The organism is Actinomadura formosensis (genome assembly GCF_050948385.1).
Classification (GTDB): Bacteria; Actinomycetota; Actinomycetes; order Streptosporangiales; family Streptosporangiaceae; genus Spirillospora; species Spirillospora formosensis.
Window position 1 is genome coordinate 2,720,535 of sequence record NZ_CP192011.1, and the last position, 17,306, is coordinate 2,737,840.

The following is a 17,306-nucleotide window of genomic DNA, read 5'->3' on the forward strand; positions in this document are numbered from 1 at the left end:
TAACACCCGTGGGGAACCTGTGCGGGGGGCGGCGTCCCCCGCCGAACTCGACAAAGAATCCGTCCTGCGACGTCAGTCAGCAGCCGCTGCAAGGAGTTCACGTACGTGTCTCGCCGCCTGTTCACCTCCGAGTCCGTCACCGAAGGACACCCGGACAAGATCGCGGACCAGATCAGCGATGCGATCCTCGACTCGATGCTCAAGGACGACCCGAAGAGCCGGGTCGCCGTCGAGACGTTGATCACGACCGGTCAGGTGCATGTGGCCGGTGAGGTCACCACCGAGACCTATGTGGACATCCCGGGCGTGATCCGGGAGAAGATCCTGGAGATCGGCTACGACTCGTCCAAGAAGGGCTTCGACGGGAACTCCTGTGGCGTGTCGGTGTCGATCGGCGCGCAGTCGCCCGACATCGCGCAGGGCGTCGACGACGCCTACGAGACCCGCGAGGGCGAGGGCGTCGACGACCTGGACCGGCAGGGCGCGGGCGACCAGGGCCTGATGTTCGGCTACGCCACCAACGAGACGCCCGAGCTGATGCCGCTGCCGATCACGCTGGCGCACCGGCTCGCGCAGCGGCTGTCGGCGGTCCGCAAGAGCGGCGACGTCCCCTACCTGCGCCCGGACGGCAAGACCCAGGTCACCATCGAGTACGACGGCGTCCGCGGCGTCCGCCTCGACACCGTCGTGGTGTCCAGCCAGCACGCTCCCGACATCGACCTGAAGGAGCTGCTCGCGCCGGACGTGAAGGAGCACGTGGTCGACCCGGTGCTCGCCCAGTTCGACCTCGACACCGAGGGCTACCGGCTGCTGGTGAACCCGACCGGCCGGTTCGAGATCGGCGGCCCGATGGGCGACGCCGGCCTCACCGGACGCAAGATCATCGTCGACACCTACGGCGGGATGGCCCGGCACGGCGGCGGCGCGTTCTCCGGCAAGGACCCGTCCAAGGTCGACCGGTCCGCCGCGTACGCGATGCGCTGGGTCGCCAAGAACATCGTGGCCGCGCAGCTCGCCGACCGCGCCGAGGTCCAGGTCGCCTACGCGATCGGCAAGGCGCACCCGGTGGGCGTGTTCGTGGAGACGTTCGGCACCGAGAAGGTCGCCACCGAGAAGATCGAGAAGGCCATCGACGACGTGTTCGACCTGCGTCCGGCCGCGATCGTCCGCGACCTGGACCTGCTCCGCCCGATCTACCAGCAGACCGCCGCCTACGGCCACTTCGGCCGGTCGGGGCCCGCCTTCACCTGGGAGTCGACCGACCGCGCCAAGGACCTGGCCTCCGCCGCCGGCTTCTGACCCGGTCACACGGGAGAGGGCCCCGGGGACGTCCCCGGGGCCCTCTCCCGTGTTCGCGGCTCGTCAGGCGTCGCAGTGGTTGCCGCGGTGCAGGCCGTAGCGGGCGGCGATCGTGTAGCGGCCGGGCCTGTGCGCCGTCAGCCGCACGAAGTCGCCCGCGCGCGCCAGGCAGGCGTCCCCGCCGGTGGCGCTCAGCCAGGGCGACCAGGAGACCCGCATCAGGACCGACCCGCTGGACGGCATGTCGACGACGAGTTCACCGGCGTTGAGCCGGTGGACGGACGCGGGGCGGTCGACCAGCGGTACCGGACGTGCGACGCGGAACAGGCGCCAGTGCTCGTCCCGCCAGATCTCCGTGAGGTACGGCTGGTTCCCCTCGACGAGGGCGGCCTCCTCCTGCGCCGCCCAGTCGACCTCCTGCTCGGGCAGGACGACGTACTGCACGGCCCATTCGTGCAGCCAGTCGCGGTAGGAGCCGGGCGTGAGCGCACCGTCCTCGTAGAAGAGCGTGTGGCGTTCCGCGTCGACCTGGCGGTTCCAGCCGCGTGCCAGGATGAAGTGCCGGCTGAGGCCGGACGACTCCCAGTGGGAGCGCAGTGGCACGACCTCGATGCGGCCCTTGTCCGCGCCGAGGGCGTCCAGTTCGGCGATGAGGCCGCGGGCGTGGTCGGCGGCGGATCCGGCGGGCTCGGTGTGGATCAGGTCGTCGACGGGCTTCACGACTTGCCAGGACGCCGTGACGATGAACGCCAGGGACAGCACGGCGATGCGGACGCGTCCGTGTGCGCGCGCGACGGCCGACAGCAGGAGCATGCCGCCGAACAGCAGCGCCAGGCGTTCGACGTTGCTGCCGACGGGGGAGGGGGTCAGCCAGGTGAGGACGATCCCGGCCAGGTAGACGCCGGCGCCGATGCGGACGAACGTCCAGCTCTTCGGCGCGCACAGCAGGATCGCGATGACGCTCGTGATCGCGGGCAGCACGATGGCGGTGAGCGAGATCGGCTGCACACCGCTGAACGGGAACAGCAGGCTCGTCGTCCCCACCACGACGGGAAGGCCGATGGCGAGGCAGGCGCCCGCGCGGCGCCGGCCGGTCAGGACCAGGGCGGCGGCCAGCACCAGCAGGAACAGGCCCGCTACGGGGCTGGCGAGCGAGGCGAGCAGGCTGAGGCCGGCCATCCCGGCGGCGCGCAGCGCGGGTGTGCCGCGCGGGGTGAACACCACGATCGTCGCCATGAGCGCGAAGAGCAGGCCCAGGCCGAACGTGACACGGCCCGAGGCGGCGTTGCACACCAGCGCGAACGCGGCCCACAGCGACGCGGGCAGCGCCACCGGGGCCCTGAACCGCTTGAGCAGGTGCGCGGTCAGGGCGGCCGAGAGCGTGCCCGTGACGACCGCGACCGTGCGTATGCCGAACAGCGCCATCAGGTGCGGCGACATGACGCTGTAGGACGCGGGGTGCATCCCGCCGTACCAAGCGAAGCTGTACGCCGCCCCTGGGTGGTTCCAGGCGAAGTCCGTCCATGCGGCCTGCGCCGCCAGGTCGCCCCCCTCGTTCGCCAGGAACAGCGCCCACACCAGGTGAAGGACGGCGGCGGCCGCGGTGGCCGCCACCACCGGGTGGCGTACCCGCTTCCTCCACACGGACGAGGGGCTCGGGGGACGGTGCGGCGACCCATGCCGGGCCTGGGCGTCCGTCAGCTCTGGAGTATGCGCTGTGGTCACTTCGCCTGCACGGGCTCGTCGGACGGCGGGGGGACGCGGAGGGCATCGGGCAATGGGCCGGCGGATGCGCGCCCCGTTCGAACGGACCAACCGTTCGAACGGATCAACCCTAGCGCCCGCACCGGGCTGTCGGGTTGGTCTGGTAGGACGGGGGCGTGACGAAGGACGGCGGGGGAGGCGGCGGGGGACCGGACCTGATCCCGGGGCTGGACGACCTTCCGCGGGCCCCCGCCGACCCGCCCGGCAGGCCTGACGGGCGGAAGAGGCCGGGAAGGCCCGGCAAGAAGGGGACGCGCCGCCCGGCCGCGGAACTGCCGGTGGCGCGGGTCGCGGTCGACATGTCCCTGCCGCATCTGGACCGCCCGTTCGACTACCTGGTGCCCGCCGAGATGGACGCGAGGGCGGTGCCGGGGTGCCGGGTGCGGGTGCGGTTCGCCGGGCAGCTCGTCGACGGGTTCCTGCTGGAGCGGGCCGCCGAGAGCGGCCACGACGGGAAGCTGCTGTTCCTGGAGCGGGTCACCTCGCCCGAGCCGGTGCTGACGCCGGAGATCGCCGCGCTGGCCCGGGAGGTGGCCGACCGGTACGCGGGGATGTTCGCGGACGTGCTGCGGCTGGCCGTCCCGCCCCGGCACGCCCGCGTCGAGGCGGAACCCGTGCCGGTACCGGACGGTCGTGCGGGGCCCGGTGACCGCGCGGTGCCCGATGCGGCGGATGCCGGGGTGTGGCGGGACTACCCGGCCGGGCCGTCGTTCCTGGGGGCGCTGGCCGCGGGGAGGGCGCCGCGGGCGGTCTGGACGGCGCTGCCGGGGCCCGGCTGGGCGGCGGCCATAGCGCGGGCCGTGGCCGTCACCCTGCACGGCGACCGCGGCGCGCTCGTCGTCGTGGCCGACGGGCGTGACGTGGCGCGTGTGGACGCCGCGCTCGAAGCCGAGCTGGGGGAGGGCCTGCATGTCGCCCTCACAGCGGACCTGGGCCCCGCCGAGCGCTACCGGAGATGGCTCGCGATCCTGCGCGGCAAGGCGCGGGCGGTCGTCGGCACGCGCGCCGCCATGTTCGCGCCTGTCACCGATCTCGGGCTGGTCGTGCTGTGGGACGACGGAGACGACGTCCACGCCGAACCTCACGCCCCTTACCCGCATCCCCGTGACGTCCTCGCGTTGCGTGCGCACAGGGTGGGGGCCGGGGCGCTGATCGGCGGGTTCACCAGGACCACCGACGCCACGCAACTGGTGGAGAGCGGCTGGGCGCACGCGCTCGCGGCCGACCGGACCCGGATCCGCACGGTGATGCCCCGCGTCCGGTACGCGGGGGAGGACGCACAGCTCGCCCGCGACGCCGCCGCCCACACGGCGCGCCTGCCGAACGTCGCGTTCGAGGCGGCCAGGCACGCGCTGGAGGACGGGCCCGTTCTCGTGCAGGTGCCAAGGCGCGGTTATGTACCGGGCATAGCGTGCGGGCGTTGCCGTACACCGGCACGGTGCGACGCGTGCCAGGGACCCTTGTCGCTAGCGTCGCCCCATGCCGCCCCCTACTGCCGGTGGTGCGGACGTATCGCGGGCGGCTGGCACTGCCCCGAATGTGGCTTCTTCCAAGTACGCGCGGTCGTGGTGGGCGCCAAGCGCACGGCGGAGGAGCTGGGCAGAGCGTTTCCCGGCGTGCCCGTACGGACGTCGGGGCGGGACGCGATCCTTGAGCAGATCGGGCCGGAACGGGCTCTCGTGGTGTCCACGCCGGGGGCCGAGCCGCCCGCGGAAGGGGGCTACCGGGCCGCGCTGCTGCTGGACGGCTGGGTCCTGCTCGGACGCCCGGATCTGCGCGCCGGGGAGGAGACGCTGCGCCGCTGGCTCAACGCGGCGTCGCTCGTCCGCCCGCAGGCGCCGGTGATCGTGGCCGCCGAAGGGTCTCTTCCCGCCGTCCAGGCCCTCGTCCGGTGGGATCCGGTCACCTACGCGGAGCGCGAACTGGCCGAACGCAGGGAGGCGGGCTTTCCCCCGGCCGCGCGCATGGCCTCGCTCACCGGGTCCCCGGCCGCCATACGGGAGCTTCTGGCCGATGCCCGGCTGCCCGCCGGGGCCGAGGTGCTGGGGCCGGTACCCGTCCCGCAGCCGGGGGCCGGCGCCCAGGAGAAGGAGCGCGCGTTGATACGCGTGCCCCGGGCGGCGGGACACGCCCTGGCTCACGCGCTGAAGGAAGCCCAGGGCGTACGCAGCGCGCGCAAGGCGACGGAGACGGTACGCGTCCAGATCGACCCCCTGGAGCTGATCTGACCAATAGGGTTCTCGGGTGGCCGACAACTGGGTGGAGAGCACCGTCGCGGATCTGCGGCAGTGGACGGATGAACGAGGCGAGACGCTGGACGAGCAGGGGGTCCGTATCCTGCTCGGTCTTGCCCGGGAGGAGATGGGCCTTGCAGGGGCGCACGAGCTGACCCCGGACGGGCTGCGCCGGCTGCTGCTGGAGGTCTTCCCCGAGACCGTGGTCGCTGGCAGCGACGACGTTCCCACCGTCCTCGACGCCCTCCGCAAGATCGTCGGTCAGCTGCGCGACACCGGCGCCGTCCCGGCACCGGACGCCGCGGCGCTGGCCGCGGAAATCGACCGGACCGGGCCCGAGTTCGCCCAGGTCGTCGCCGCGGTCGACGGCGAGGAGCGGCAGGCCGCCGCCGAGGTGATCGGGGGGCTGCTGCGGGCCGACGGGATCTCCCTGGACGACCAGGAGGCCGTCGACGCGTGGATGCGCGAGTTCGAGGCGCTGCCCGAGGAGGAGCGGTACGCGCGGACCGAGGCGTACCTGCGGGAGGCCGGGGAGCTCGTCGTCCCGCCCGTCCGGCTGGCGCCGCGGGCCGCGGTTGCCGCGGCCGCGCGCGGTTCCCGGCTGACCGGGACGATCCTGGCCCTGGCCGACTGGACGGGCGAGCGGACCCTCACCGAGCACGACACGCTCACCGAGACGGACGCCGAGGACGCCGCCGCCGACCTGGGGCTGGACGCCCCCCGCCGCTACGGGGAGGTGGAGGACGAGGGCGAGCTGGAACGCCTGTGGTGGGCCGCCGTAGAGGCGAACGTCATCACGGCCGGGAACGGCACCGCCGCCCCAGGGCCTGCCTGCGGAGACCTCCGGTCGGATGACGACGCGGAACTGCTCGCCGCCTGGCTGCCGCTGTTCGAGGCCGTGGTCGTCCCTGGGCACGACTACGCAGACGGCCTGGACGCGGTGGAACTCGTGCAGAACGAGATGACCGGCGTCCTGATCCACCTGTACGAGCAGGAAGAGCCGACCGAGCCGGACATCCTGGCCGGGGCGCTGCTGGGCCATGTCGCGGAGGCCTACGACCTCACCGACGCCGAGGCGATGCCCGCCCTCGTCTCCGACGCGTTCCGGCTGGAACTGGCGACCCTTGAGGACTGGGGCATCGTCGAGAAGTCCGGCGAGGGGCGTGCTCTGACGCCGCTCGGCGTGTGGGCCGTCCGCGAGCTGCTGGTGGCGGACGGGTTCACCGCCCCCGTCATCGGCGAGCTGGCCGGAGCGCGCGCGTCCGAGCTCATCGCCGGGCTCACCTGGTACCGGCCCGAGGCCGCCGACGAGGAGATCGACGGCTGGCTGGCCTCCCACGACCCCAAGGACGCCGCCGCCGACCTGCTGGACGTCATGCGAACCGGAAGCCCGGGCGCCCGCAACCTCGCTGCGGCCGTCCTGCACCGCATCGGCCCGGAGGCCGCCGGCGTGGTCCGGGCCGCGCAAGAGCATCCTCTGGTCTCGCCCTACGCCGCGCTCTGGCTCAACGCCGTCGGAGACTCGGCCGGACGGGAGCTGGCCCGTGAGGAGTACCTCTGGGTGTTCGTCGACACCGTCGCCGGGATGCTGGAGACCGCCGAGCCCGGGGAGGCGGTCGAGGCCGCCCTCATCGACGCTCCGCCGGAGGCTGAGATGAAGGTCATGGTCGAGGAGCTGTGGCGCACGGAGCATCCCGGTGTGGCCGACGTCCTGGAGGCCCTGGGCGCGCACCATCCCGACAAGGCGACCGCCAAGGCCGCCCGCACCGCCGCTTATAAGGCACGCTCGGTGCGCTAAGGGGTCCATCGCGGAGTGTGAATCACCAAGGCTCGCCCTCCGTAGACTGGGCGAGCATTCCTTACCCAAGAAACCCCGCAACGCAAGAAACCTCGCAAGAGATCTCGCAGGAAACGGAGTCCTCGTTGGCCGTCAAGCCCATCCGCCTCTTCGGAGACCCCGTCCTGCGCACGCCCGCCGAGCCGGTGAAGGACTTCGACAAGGAGCTGCGCCAGCTCGTCAAGGACCTCACCGACACGATGATCGACGCTCCCGGCGCGGGCCTCGCCGCGCCGCAGCTCGGCGTGGGCCTGCGAGTGTTCACCTACTACGTCGACGACCGGCTGGGACATCTGATCAACCCCAGCCTGGACCTGTCGGACGAGCAGGAGACCGATGACGAGGGGTGCCTGTCCCTGCCCGGCCTGGCGTTCCCCACGCCGCGCTCGGTCGGCGTCGTGGCGAAGGGCTTCAACATGCACGGGGAGCCCATCACGCTGGAGGGAAGCCACCTGCTGGCCCGCTGCGTCCAGCACGAGACCGACCACCTGGACGGGATCATCTTCATCGACCGGATGGACCCGGAGCAGCGCAAGGCCGCGATGAAGGCGATCCGGGAGGCCGAGTGGTTCGGCGACCCGGTCCCCGTCGTCAGGGAGTCGCCGCACCGGACCTTCGGGAAGGCGATCTAGGTGCGGCTGGTCTTCGCCGGAACCCCCGAGGCCGCGCTCCCGGCGCTGACGGCGCTTCTGGGGTCCTCGCACGAGGTGGCCGCGGTCGTGACCCGCCCCGACCGGCCCGCGGGCCGTGGGAGGCGGCTCAGCGCCAGCCCGGTCGCCGAGCTCGCCGCCGAGGCCGGGGTCGAGGTGCTCAAGCCCGCCAAGGCCCGCGACCCGGAGTTCCTCGACCGGCTCCGCGAGATCGCGCCCGACTGCTGCCCGGTCGTCGCCTACGGGGCGCTGCTGCCCCGCGAGGCCCTGGACATCCCCCGGCACGGCTGGGTGAACCTGCACTTCTCGCTGCTGCCCGCGTGGCGCGGCGCGGCGCCCGTGCAGCGCGCGATCCTGCACGGCGACGACATGACCGGCGCGGCCACGTTCCAGATCGAGGAGGGGCTCGACACCGGCCCGGTGTACGGCGTCCTCACCGAACCGATCCGGCCGGCCGACACGGCCGGTGACCTCCTGGGACGGCTCGCCGTCGCCGGTGCGACCCTCCTGCTGGACACGATGAACGGCATCGAGGCGGGCGTCCTCGAACCCCGGCCGCAGCCGGCCGAAGGCGTGTCCCACGCGGCGAAGCTGACGCCCGAGGACGGCCACGTCGACTGGGGGAGCCCCGCACTGCACATCGACCGCCTCGTCCGCGCGTGCACACCGGCCCCCGGTGCTTGGACGAACTTCCGTGACACGCGGATCAAGCTGGGACCGGTCCGTCCCGCCCCCGACGCGGACAAGCTGCCGCCCGGCGAGATCCGCGCGGGAAAGAACGAGGTACTGGTGGGAACGGCCACGCACCCCGTCGCGTTGGGCGAAGTACAGCCGCAGGGCAAGCGCCGCATGGCCGCCGCCGACTGGATCCGCGGCATCAACCTCACCGGCAAGGACACGCTGCACTGATGCCACCCGCCCGCAACCGCCGACACGTCCAGAACCGCAGGCCGGGCGGCCCCCGCAGGACCGGCCGTCCCCAGGACCTCGTCCGCCGCACGGCGTTCGACGTGATCCGGGCGGTCGAGACCCGCGACGCGTACGCGAACCTCCTGCTGCCCACCCGCCTGCGCGACCGCGGCCTGTCCGGACGCGACGCCGCCCTCGCCACCGAGCTCACCTACGGCACGCTGCGGGGCCGGGGCACCTACGACGCCGTCCTCGCGCTGTGCAGCGACCGGGAACTGCGCCGGATCGACGCCCCGCTCCTGGACGTCCTGCGACTGGGCGCCCATCAGATCCTCGCGACCCGCATCCCGCCGCACGCGGCGGTGGGGACCACCGTGGAGCTGGCCCGGTCCGTCGCCGGCCCCGGCCAGGCGAAGTTCGCCAACGCGGTGCTCCGCAAGGTCGCCACCCGCGACCTGGACGCCTGGCTGCAGATCGTGGCGCCCGCCGACACCGATGCGACGACGCGCCTGTCGGTCCTGTACAGCCACCCCAAGTGGATCGTGTCCGCTCTGCGCGACGCCGTCGGGCCGGACGAGATCGAGGATCTTCTGGCGGCCGACAACGCCCGCCCCCGGGTGACGTTGGTGGCGCGCCCCGGGCGAGTCACACTCCAAGAGCTCTACGGGGCCGGTGCGGAACCCGCCCTGTACTCGCCCTATGCCGCCGTGCTGCCCGAGGGTGATCCGGCGGGCATCGCCGCCGTCCGTGACGGGCGCGCCGCCGTCCAGGACGAGGCCAGCCAGATGGTCGCCCTGGCGCTGGCCGACGCTCCTCTGGACGGCCGCGACACGCGCTGGGCGGACCTCTGCGCCGGTCCCGGAGGCAAGGCGGGCCTTCTGTCGGCGCTCGCGACCCAGCGTGACGCGCGGCTGCTGGCGGCCGACGTTCAGCCGCACCGCGCGGGGCTCGTCCGGCGCGCCGTCGACGCCCGTGCCGGTGTGGTCGCGGCCGACGGCACCGCCCCCGCATGGCGTCCGGGGTCCTTCGACCGGGTCATGGTCGACGCGCCCTGCACCGGCCTGGGCGCGCTTCGCCGCCGTCCCGAATCCCGCTGGCGCCGCGGCCCCGAGGCGGTCGCCGGACTCGGCGCCCTGCAGCGGAAACTGCTCGCCACGGCGCTGGAGTCCGTCCGGCCCGGCGGTGTGGTGGCCTACGTCACGTGCTCACCGCACTTGGCCGAGACCCGTGTGGTGGTGGACGACGTTCTGGGTAGGCGTGATGACGCCGAACGGCTCGACGCGCCAGCGGTCCTGACATCGCTCTCCCCGGATCTCACCGGCGTGGGGGACGGCCCGTACGCCCAGTTCTGGCCGCACCGCCACGGCACGGACGCGATGTTCCTGGCCCTCCTGCGCCGTACCTAGACCTGGGGGATCTCCGTGCTGACCGGCTTCATGCTCTTCATGTCGTACCTGGGCAGCGCGGCGTTCTACGTGCCGTTGCTCATCGCGCTGTTCTGGTGCGTGGCTCCGCGTCTGGCGGCACGGGCCGCGGTTCTCCTGCTGTTCGGCGCGCTGCTCAACACGCTCCTCAAGCTGGTCTTCCACGATCCCCGCCCGTACTGGACGGACCCCTCCGTCAAGGGCAGGCAGTCACTGGAGTCCTTCGGGATGCCGTCCGGCCATGCCCAGAACGGCATCGCGGCCTGGGGTTTCTTCGCCGCCCAGACAAGGCGGTGGTTCCTGTGGGCGGGTGCCGCCGTCATCATCGTCTTGATCGGCGTGTCCCGCGTCTATCTGGGCGTCCACTCGATCGGCCAGGTCCTTGCGGGGTGGGCCATCGGCTTGGCCATCCTGGTGGCCGTCATGGGGCTGGAGCCGATCGTCGTCCCGTGGTGGACCCGCCGCCCCCTGGCCGTGCAGATGGCCCTCTCCCTGGCGGTCTCCCTGCTGTTGCTGGCGGCGGCGTGGGGCGCGGTGCAGCCGCTGCAGAACTGGCAGTGGCCCGAAGCCTGGGCGGAGGCCATCAGGGGGGCCGGAGGCCGGATCGAGCCCATCACGCTGACCGACTCGGCCAGAGCCTCCGGCGGGCTCTGCGGCGGACTGGCGGGCCTGTCCCTGCTCGCCGCCCGCGGCTGGTTCGACCCCGGCGGCGGGCCCTGGCAGCGTCTGGCGCGCCTCCCGGTCGGCTTCGCCGGCGCCGCCGCCATCGCCCTGACCGACCTGCTGCCCGGCGGGACGAACCTGGCGCAGGCGTTCGCCGTCCAGGTGCTGCTCGCCCTGTGGGTCACGGCCGGTGCGCCGGAGTCCTTCGTCCGCCTCCGCCTGGCCGCGCGTCCCACCCCCGCCGTCACCCGGCCGGGTGAGGAACGGGCGGAACTGCGCCAATAGACTCTGGGCATCATGGCTCCTCAGATCGCACCCAGCATCCTGTCCGCCGACTTCGCCCACCTGGCCGAGGACGTCGCGCTCATCGCCGACTCCGCCGACTGGGTGCACGTCGACGTCATGGACAACCACTTCGTCCCCAACCTCACCCTCGGGCTGCCCGTCGTCCAGGCCCTGCTGAAGCACAGCGCGCTGCCGCTCGACTGCCACCTCATGATCGAGGACCCCGACCGCTGGGCCCCGGAGTACGCCGAGGCGGGCGCGAAGAGCGTCACCATCCACGCCGAAGCGGCGAAGGCCCCGATCCGCACCCTGCGCGCCATCCGCTCCGCCGGCGCGCGCGCGGGGCTCGGCGTGAACCCGGCCACGCCGGTGGACGGTTTCGAAGACCTCCTCGGCGAGATCGACATGCTGCTCCTCATGACCGTCGAGCCCGGCTTCGGCGGCCAGAAGTTCCTGGACGTCGTCCTGCCGAAGGTGCGCCGCGCCCGAGAGCTCATCAAGGGCCGAGACCTCCCCGTCTGGCTCCAGGTAGACGGCGGCGTCAGCGCCGAGACCATCGAACGCTGCGCCGAGGCCGGGGCGGATGTCTTCGTCGCCGGCAGTGCCGTCTACGGGGCCGACGACCCGGCCGAGGCCGTCCGTAAGCTGCGCGCCCAGGCCGACGAGGCGACGGCCAAGGCGGACTGGTGATCCTGCCCTGCGCGGCCGTCCTGTTCGACGTGGACGGCACCCTCGTCGACTCCACGCCCCTCGTCGAGCGTGCGGCCCGCGAATGGGCCGCCGAGTACGGCATCGACCCGGACGAGTTCCTGGCCGACGCCCATGGCCGCCGGACGAGCGACCGCGTGGCGGACTTCCTGCCACCGGACCGGGTCCGGGAAGCCACCGCGCGCCTGGACGACCTCGAAGCGACCGGTACCGACGGCATCACCGCCCTCCCCGGCGCGGTGGAACTCCTGGCCGGCATGAACGGCCTGCCCCACGCCTTCGTCACGTCCATGGACAGGGCACAACTGGAGCTCCGCACCGGCGCGGCGGGCATCCCCCTCCCGCCCATCGTCATCACCGCGGAGGACGTCCCGGACGGCAAACCGGACCCGTCCGGCTACCTCCAGGCGGCCGGGCACCTGGGCGTGGACCCATCCGGCTGCCTGGTCATCGAGGACGCCCCCGCGGGCATAGCCGCCGGCCGTGCCGCCGGAGCCACCGTCCTGGCGGTGCTCACCAGCCATCCAAGGGAATCCCTGACGGCGGCCCATCACACCGTCGAGAACCTGGCCCGGGTGGCGGCGGCCCCGGACGGGCTCCACCTTCGGCTCTGACACAGGCTCACGCGTCCTTGGGGAGGATCCCCAAGGACGCGTGGAACATGTCGTGGACGCGGAAGCGCTGGACGGCCGCCAGGTTGAGGTGCTGCACCTGGTGGCTCCCCAGGAAACGGCCGCCCTCGGTCGGCCGGGCGGTGAGGAGCCCCGCCCGCCACAGGATCTCGATGAGGTCGTCGGGGTCGCACAGCGGCAGCCATGACCCGGTGCCGTGCGTGGGGATGTCGCCGAAGGCCAGTTCGAGGCAGAGCAGTTCGAGTTCTTCGCGGCTGAAGGTGGGCGGGTGGTTGCGGAAGACCTCGAACACGCTGAGCAGCCCCGGGTACTGGGAGCGGTACTCGGCGGCGATGTCCTTGGTGCGTTCCGCGGAGTAGCCGTACTCGGAGCGCTCGATCGCCGAGTAGGGGACGGGCAGCTTCGACGCGCGTCCTCTGGCCTGCTCAAGCGCCTCCGAGCAGAACTGGATCAGCTCCCTCGGCCGGTACAGGGTCCTGTCGACCATGTAGCCGAACGAGGCGTCCCGCGCCATGCCCGGCGGCGCGGCGAAGACCGCCGACCAGCACTCATGGTCGGCGGCCCGTTCGAGCGCCTCGGTGTCGAAGCCCTTCTCGTGCGCGGAGTACCGGATCCGCTTGGCGATCAGTTCGAGCAGCGACTCCTCCGACCAGTAGATCCTCTCCAGCAGGTCGCGGTGCTTCTGCGCGTCCTCGTAGAGGGCGGGGATGTCGTCGTACAGCTCCTGCCGCAGCGACACGTACACCCGCAGGTTCCGGTGCAGCCCGTTGATCGACACGCACGCCTGGAACAGCCCGGAGACGAACGCCTTGGCGTCCTCGGAGGAGTCCCAGCCGCGGTCGAGCTCGTCGACCAGCACCACCACCCGCTGGTCGTCCAGCACCTTCCGCAGCGCCGGCAGCAGGTTGTGGATCTCCTCCAGCTTGTAGAGCCGGTCCAGCTCCCGGGTCCGCACCCCGGCCTCGATCGGGCCGATCTTGACGGCCTCCAGCCGCTTCAGGTACGAGACCAGCAGGGACAGGGGGCCGAGCTGCCGGGCGCCGTGGTTGTCCCTGATGTAGTTGTGGATCTCCCGCCCGCCGCCCTTGGTGAGCCGCATCCCCTTCCGCGCCAGCGCCTTCATCACGAGGATGTAGATCAGGTACTTCCAGGCGGCCGCGTAGGCGCCCGTCTTGGCCCAGGCGCCCGCGTGCTCCGCGGCCATCGTGGAGCTGAGCAGCTCGTAGGAGTAGTCCTCCGGCGACAGCTCGATGACATGGCTGCCGGCGGTGCGCTCCCGTTTCGCCAGCACCTGGAAGATCGCGCTCTTCCCGGCCCCGCGGTTGCCCATCAGGATCGTCTTGGCCCCGGACCGGACGCGCTGGTACGCCGCGGACTCCACGAAGTACTTCTCCAGCCCGCGCGAGATGTCGCGTTCTGCCGAGGGGGTGCCGAAGTCGAGGACGTCGAAGATCTTTGGGGATAAGGACAGCTTGGCCATGGGCCTTCCCGAGTCGGCGGAGGGTCCTTCCGCGAACGAGTTTCTCCTTGCCTCCCGGATCCGGCAAGACCCGCCGCCGGCGAGGAGGCGGGGGAGAGGCCGGCCGTGGCGATGGTCACATGGGGTGCGGAATGGAATACGTGGCACACTGGTTGGCAAAGCATGAACGCGTGCTCCGGGGTCGGTGAAATTCCGAACCGGCGGTGACAGTCCGCGACCCGGCCGAAGCCATCGGCCGGTTGACCCGGTGGAACTCCGGGACCGACGGTGAAAGTCCGGATGGGAGGCAGCGCGCGGTACGCCCCTGGCCAGGGGCGTACGCCGACGCACGTACGTCCCCCGGAGCCCTGATCTAGGAGGCCCGGGAGATGTTCACCGGCATCGTCGAGGAGCTCGGCGAGATCGTGGCGATCGAGTCCCAGGGGGATTCGGTGACGCTCGCGATCCGCGGGCCGCTCGTCACCGAGGACGCCGTCCACGGCGCGTCGATCGCGGTCAACGGCGTCTGCCTCACCGTGGTGGACGTCGAGAACGGGATCTTCACCGCGGACGCCATCAAGGAGACCCTCGACAAGTCCAGCCTGGGCGCGCTGGAACCGGGCGCCAAGGTCAACCTGGAACGTCCCGTCCGGCTGTCCGACCGGCTCGGCGGGCACCTCGTCCAGGGCCATGTGGACGGCGTCGGTGCGATCATCTCCCGCGAGCCGGGGGAGCGGTGGGACGTGGTGACGGTGTCCCTGCCCCCGGACCTCAGCCGCTACCTGGTGAACAAGGGCTCGATCACCGTCGACGGGATCAGCCTGACGGTCGTCGAGGCGGGCGCCGACCGGTTCAGCGTCGCCCTCATCCCGACGACGCTCGCGCTCACCACGCTCGGCCACAAGAAGCCGGGCGACCCGGTCAACCTCGAAGTGGACGTCGTCGCCAAGTACGTCGAACGCATGCTGGGCACCGGTGCGGCGGGGAGCACGCCGTGAGCTGGCCCGTGAGCTGGCTCGGCGCCGGGTTCGGGGTGTTCGGCGAGCACATCCTCTGGACCGACCTCGTCGGGAACGCGCTCTCGCTGGCCGTCGTCTGGCTCGCCATGCGCAAGACCCTCTGGACGTGGCCGGTGCAGCTCATCGGCGCTCTGCTGCTGCTCGCCGCGTCCCTGCATGCGCACGTCCCCGGGAACGCCCTCAAGCAGGTGCTCTTCTGCGGGCTCGCCCTCTACGGGTGGGTCATGTGGACGCGCGGGCGGCGGGAGGCCGGCGGTCTCGCCGTCCGGCAGGCGACCCCTGTGGAACGCGCCGTGCTCCTCGGAGCGCTGGTCCTCGGCACGGCCGTGGTCGCGCAGCTGTTCGTGCACCTCGACTGGCTGAAGATCGCCTGGTCGCCGTGGGCGAACGCCTACATCTTCGTCGGCAGCGCCGTCGCGACGTTCGCGCAGAGCCGCGCGCTGGTCGACTTCTGGATCGTGTGGGTGCTCGTGGACCTGGTCGGGGTGCCGCTGGCGCTCAAGTCCGGGCTGTACGTCTCCGGCGCGGTCTACGGGATCTTCTTCGTGATGGTGATGGTCGGGTTCAGGAACTGGCTCCGGGAGTCCCGGGGCCTGCACACTCCCAGGCAGAAGGCGGTGACCGCATGAGCGGCAACGACACAGGGATCTTCGACTCCATCGAATCGGCGATCGCCGAGATCGCGGCGGGACGGCCCGTCGTGGTCGTCGACGACGAGGACCGCGAGAACGAGGGCGACATCATCTTCGCCGCGGCGAAGGCGACGCCCGAGCTGCTGGCGTTCACGATCCGCTACACCAGCGGCGTGATCTGCGTCCCGATGGAGGGCGCCGACCTGGACCGGCTGCAGATCCCGCTGATGACGGCGCAGAACGACGAGCGGATGCGGACCGCGTACACGGTCAGCGTGGACGCCCGCACCGGCGTGACGACCGGCATCTCCGCGGCCGACCGCGCCAGGACGATCCGGATGCTGTGCGACCCCGCGGCGGAGCCGGGCGACCTGACCCGTCCCGGCCACGTCTTCCCGCTGCGCTACCACGAGGGCGGCGTGCTGCGCCGCCGCGGCCACACCGAGGCGGGCGTGGACCTCGCGCGGCTCGCCGGCCTCCCGCCCGCCGGCGTCGTCTGCGAGGTGGCGAACGACGACGGCACCATGGCGCGCCTGCCCGAACTCCAGGTCTTCGCGAAGGAGCACGGGCTCAAGCTCATCTCCATCGAACAGCTCGTCGAGTACCGCCGGCGCACCGAGACGATGGTCACCCGAGTGGTCGAGACCCGTCTGCCCAACCGGTTCGGGACATGGCGCGCCATCGGCTTCTCCAGCGCCATCGACGGCGGCGAGCACCTCGCCCTGGTGCTGGGCGACCTCGGCGACGGCGAGGACGTCCTGATCCGGGCGCATTCGGAGTGCCTCACCGGCGACGTCCTGCATTCCGAACGCTGCGACTGCGGGACGCAGTTGGACGCCGCCATGGAACGCATCTCGCAGGAGGGGCGCGGCATCGTCCTCTACCTGCGCGGGCACGAGGGACGCGGCATCGGCCTGCTCGCCAAGCTGCAGGCGTACGCGCTCCAGGACAACGGGTCCGACACCGTCGACGCCAACCTGGAGTTGGGGCTCCCCGCCGACGCGCGCGAGTACTCCAACGCGGCACATATGCTGCGTGACCTCGGCGTACGCTCGGTGAGGGTGCTCACCAACAACCCCGCCAAGCTGAAGGGCCTGGACGGGTTCGGCGTGGAGGTGCGCGGACGCGAGTCCATGCCCGTCATCGTCACCGAGCACAACCGGCGCTACCTGACGGTCAAGCGCGACCGTCTCGGACACCAGATCGAGGGACTCTCATGAGCGGCGCGGGACGCCCGGAGGACACCGCCGTCGACGCGGCCGGGCTCACACTCGGCATCGTCTGCACCCGCTGGCACGAGCCGATCACCGACCGGCTCCTGGAACGCGCGCTCGCCGCGGCGAAGGCGTGCGGCGTCGACGAGCCCGTCGTCGCGCGCGTCGCCGGCGCGCTCGAACTGCCCGTCGTCGCCCAGCAGATGGCCCGCGACCTCGACGCCGTCGTCTGCCTCGGCGCGGTCGTCCGGGGCGCCACCGCCCATTTCGACTACGTCTGCGACTCGGTGACCGCCGGTGTGACCCGTGTCGCGCTCGACGCGTCGACTCCGGTGGGCAACGGGGTCCTCACGTGTGACACCATTGAGCAGGCGATGGAACGCAGCGGGCTGCCGGGCAGCTCCGAGGACAAGGGATGGGAGGCGACCGTGGCCGCACTCGACACGGCACTGACCCTGCGAGGTCTGCGGCATCACGGTCACGCCGGGCATGGCCTGGAGCATCGGTAGCGGGTACGGGGGTTTCGTCCCCGAACGGCTCGCGAACCAGGGCTCCTGAACGTCCCCGGTATCCCGTA

15 protein-coding genes and 1 riboswitch are annotated in these 17,306 nt (G+C 72.1%); of the genes, 13 read left to right on the forward strand and 2 right to left on the reverse strand.

The annotated features are described in order from the left end of the window. Positions 1-105 precede the first annotated feature (105 nt). Positions 106-1,299 (forward strand): methionine adenosyltransferase, encoded by a 1,194-nt coding sequence (gene metK, locus ACQP1N_RS12895; protein ID WP_067795098.1) that lies wholly within the window; start codon positions 106-108, stop codon positions 1,297-1,299. A 63-nt stretch (positions 1,300-1,362) separates the two neighbouring features. Here the strand turns inward: metK and ACQP1N_RS12900 are convergent, their stop codons facing one another. Next, on the reverse strand, positions 1,363-3,024 hold the full coding sequence (locus ACQP1N_RS12900) for an MFS transporter (protein WP_433231426.1): 1,662 nt from the start codon (positions 3,022-3,024) through the stop codon (positions 1,363-1,365). Positions 3,025-3,179: 155 nt separating this feature from the next. Here ACQP1N_RS12900 and ACQP1N_RS12905 point away from each other — a divergent pair, with 155 nt between their 5' ends. From ACQP1N_RS12905 to ACQP1N_RS12940, 8 genes are all read left to right on the forward strand, one after another. Next, complete coding sequence (locus ACQP1N_RS12905) at positions 3,180-5,291, forward strand: primosomal protein N' (RefSeq protein ID WP_433231429.1); 2,112 nt, start codon at positions 3,180-3,182, stop codon at positions 5,289-5,291. A 16-nt stretch (positions 5,292-5,307) separates the two neighbouring features. Further along, a complete protein-coding gene (locus ACQP1N_RS12910) occupies positions 5,308-7,095 on the forward strand; it encodes a hypothetical protein (RefSeq protein WP_067795107.1) in 1,788 nt (595 codons plus the stop codon). Positions 7,096-7,220: 125 nt separating this feature from the next. After that, entirely contained in the window at positions 7,221-7,766 is a 546-nt protein-coding gene (gene def, locus ACQP1N_RS12915) for a peptide deformylase (RefSeq protein WP_067795110.1), read from the forward strand. Next, complete coding sequence (gene fmt / locus ACQP1N_RS12920; protein WP_067795113.1) at positions 7,767-8,693, forward strand: methionyl-tRNA formyltransferase; 927 nt, start codon at positions 7,767-7,769, stop codon at positions 8,691-8,693. Beyond that, positions 8,693-10,099 (forward strand): RsmB/NOP family class I SAM-dependent RNA methyltransferase, encoded by a 1,407-nt coding sequence (locus ACQP1N_RS12925; protein ID WP_433231434.1) that lies wholly within the window; start codon positions 8,693-8,695, stop codon positions 10,097-10,099. Before fmt ends, ACQP1N_RS12925 begins: the two co-directional genes overlap by 1 nt. 15 nt (positions 10,100-10,114) lie before the next feature. Next, entirely contained in the window at positions 10,115-11,065 is a 951-nt protein-coding gene (locus ACQP1N_RS12930) for a phosphatase PAP2 family protein (RefSeq protein ID WP_433231437.1), read from the forward strand. Positions 11,066-11,077: 12 nt separating this feature from the next. Next, on the forward strand, positions 11,078-11,755 hold the full coding sequence (rpe, locus tag ACQP1N_RS12935; RefSeq protein WP_067795121.1) for a ribulose-phosphate 3-epimerase: 678 nt from the start codon (positions 11,078-11,080) through the stop codon (positions 11,753-11,755). After that, entirely contained in the window at positions 11,752-12,387 is a 636-nt protein-coding gene (locus ACQP1N_RS12940; RefSeq protein WP_433231441.1) for an HAD-IA family hydrolase, read from the forward strand. The genes rpe and ACQP1N_RS12940 overlap by 4 nt, the downstream gene beginning before the upstream one ends. Before the next feature lie 7 nt (positions 12,388-12,394). Here the strand turns inward: ACQP1N_RS12940 and ACQP1N_RS12945 are convergent, their stop codons facing one another. Then, positions 12,395-13,885, reverse strand: coding sequence for a P-loop ATPase, Sll1717 family (locus ACQP1N_RS12945; RefSeq protein ID WP_433231444.1), 1,491 nt, complete (start codon positions 13,883-13,885; stop codon positions 12,395-12,397). A gap of 166 nt (positions 13,886-14,051) precedes the next feature. Then, a riboswitch (FMN riboswitch) is annotated at positions 14,052-14,182 on the forward strand. A gap of 71 nt (positions 14,183-14,253) precedes the next feature. Here ACQP1N_RS12945 and ACQP1N_RS12950 point away from each other — a divergent pair. From ACQP1N_RS12950 to ribH, 4 genes are read left to right on the forward strand one after another with little or no spacing between them, the layout of a single operon-like run. Further along, entirely contained in the window at positions 14,254-14,862 is a 609-nt protein-coding gene (locus tag ACQP1N_RS12950) for a riboflavin synthase (RefSeq protein ID WP_067795130.1), read from the forward strand. An 8-nt stretch (positions 14,863-14,870) separates the two neighbouring features. After that, positions 14,871-15,512: a nicotinamide riboside transporter PnuC gene (pnuC, locus tag ACQP1N_RS12955; RefSeq protein ID WP_067795190.1), complete on the forward strand. Its 642-nt coding sequence runs from the start codon at positions 14,871-14,873 to the stop codon at positions 15,510-15,512. Continuing rightward, a complete protein-coding gene (locus ACQP1N_RS12960) occupies positions 15,509-16,735 on the forward strand; it encodes a bifunctional 3,4-dihydroxy-2-butanone-4-phosphate synthase/GTP cyclohydrolase II (protein ID WP_433231447.1) in 1,227 nt (408 codons plus the stop codon). Before pnuC ends, ACQP1N_RS12960 begins: the two co-directional genes overlap by 4 nt. After that, positions 16,732-17,238, forward strand: coding sequence for a 6,7-dimethyl-8-ribityllumazine synthase (gene ribH, locus ACQP1N_RS12965; protein ID WP_067795136.1), 507 nt, complete (start codon positions 16,732-16,734; stop codon positions 17,236-17,238). Before ACQP1N_RS12960 ends, ribH begins: the two co-directional genes overlap by 4 nt. The last annotated feature ends 68 nt before the right edge of the window (positions 17,239-17,306 follow it).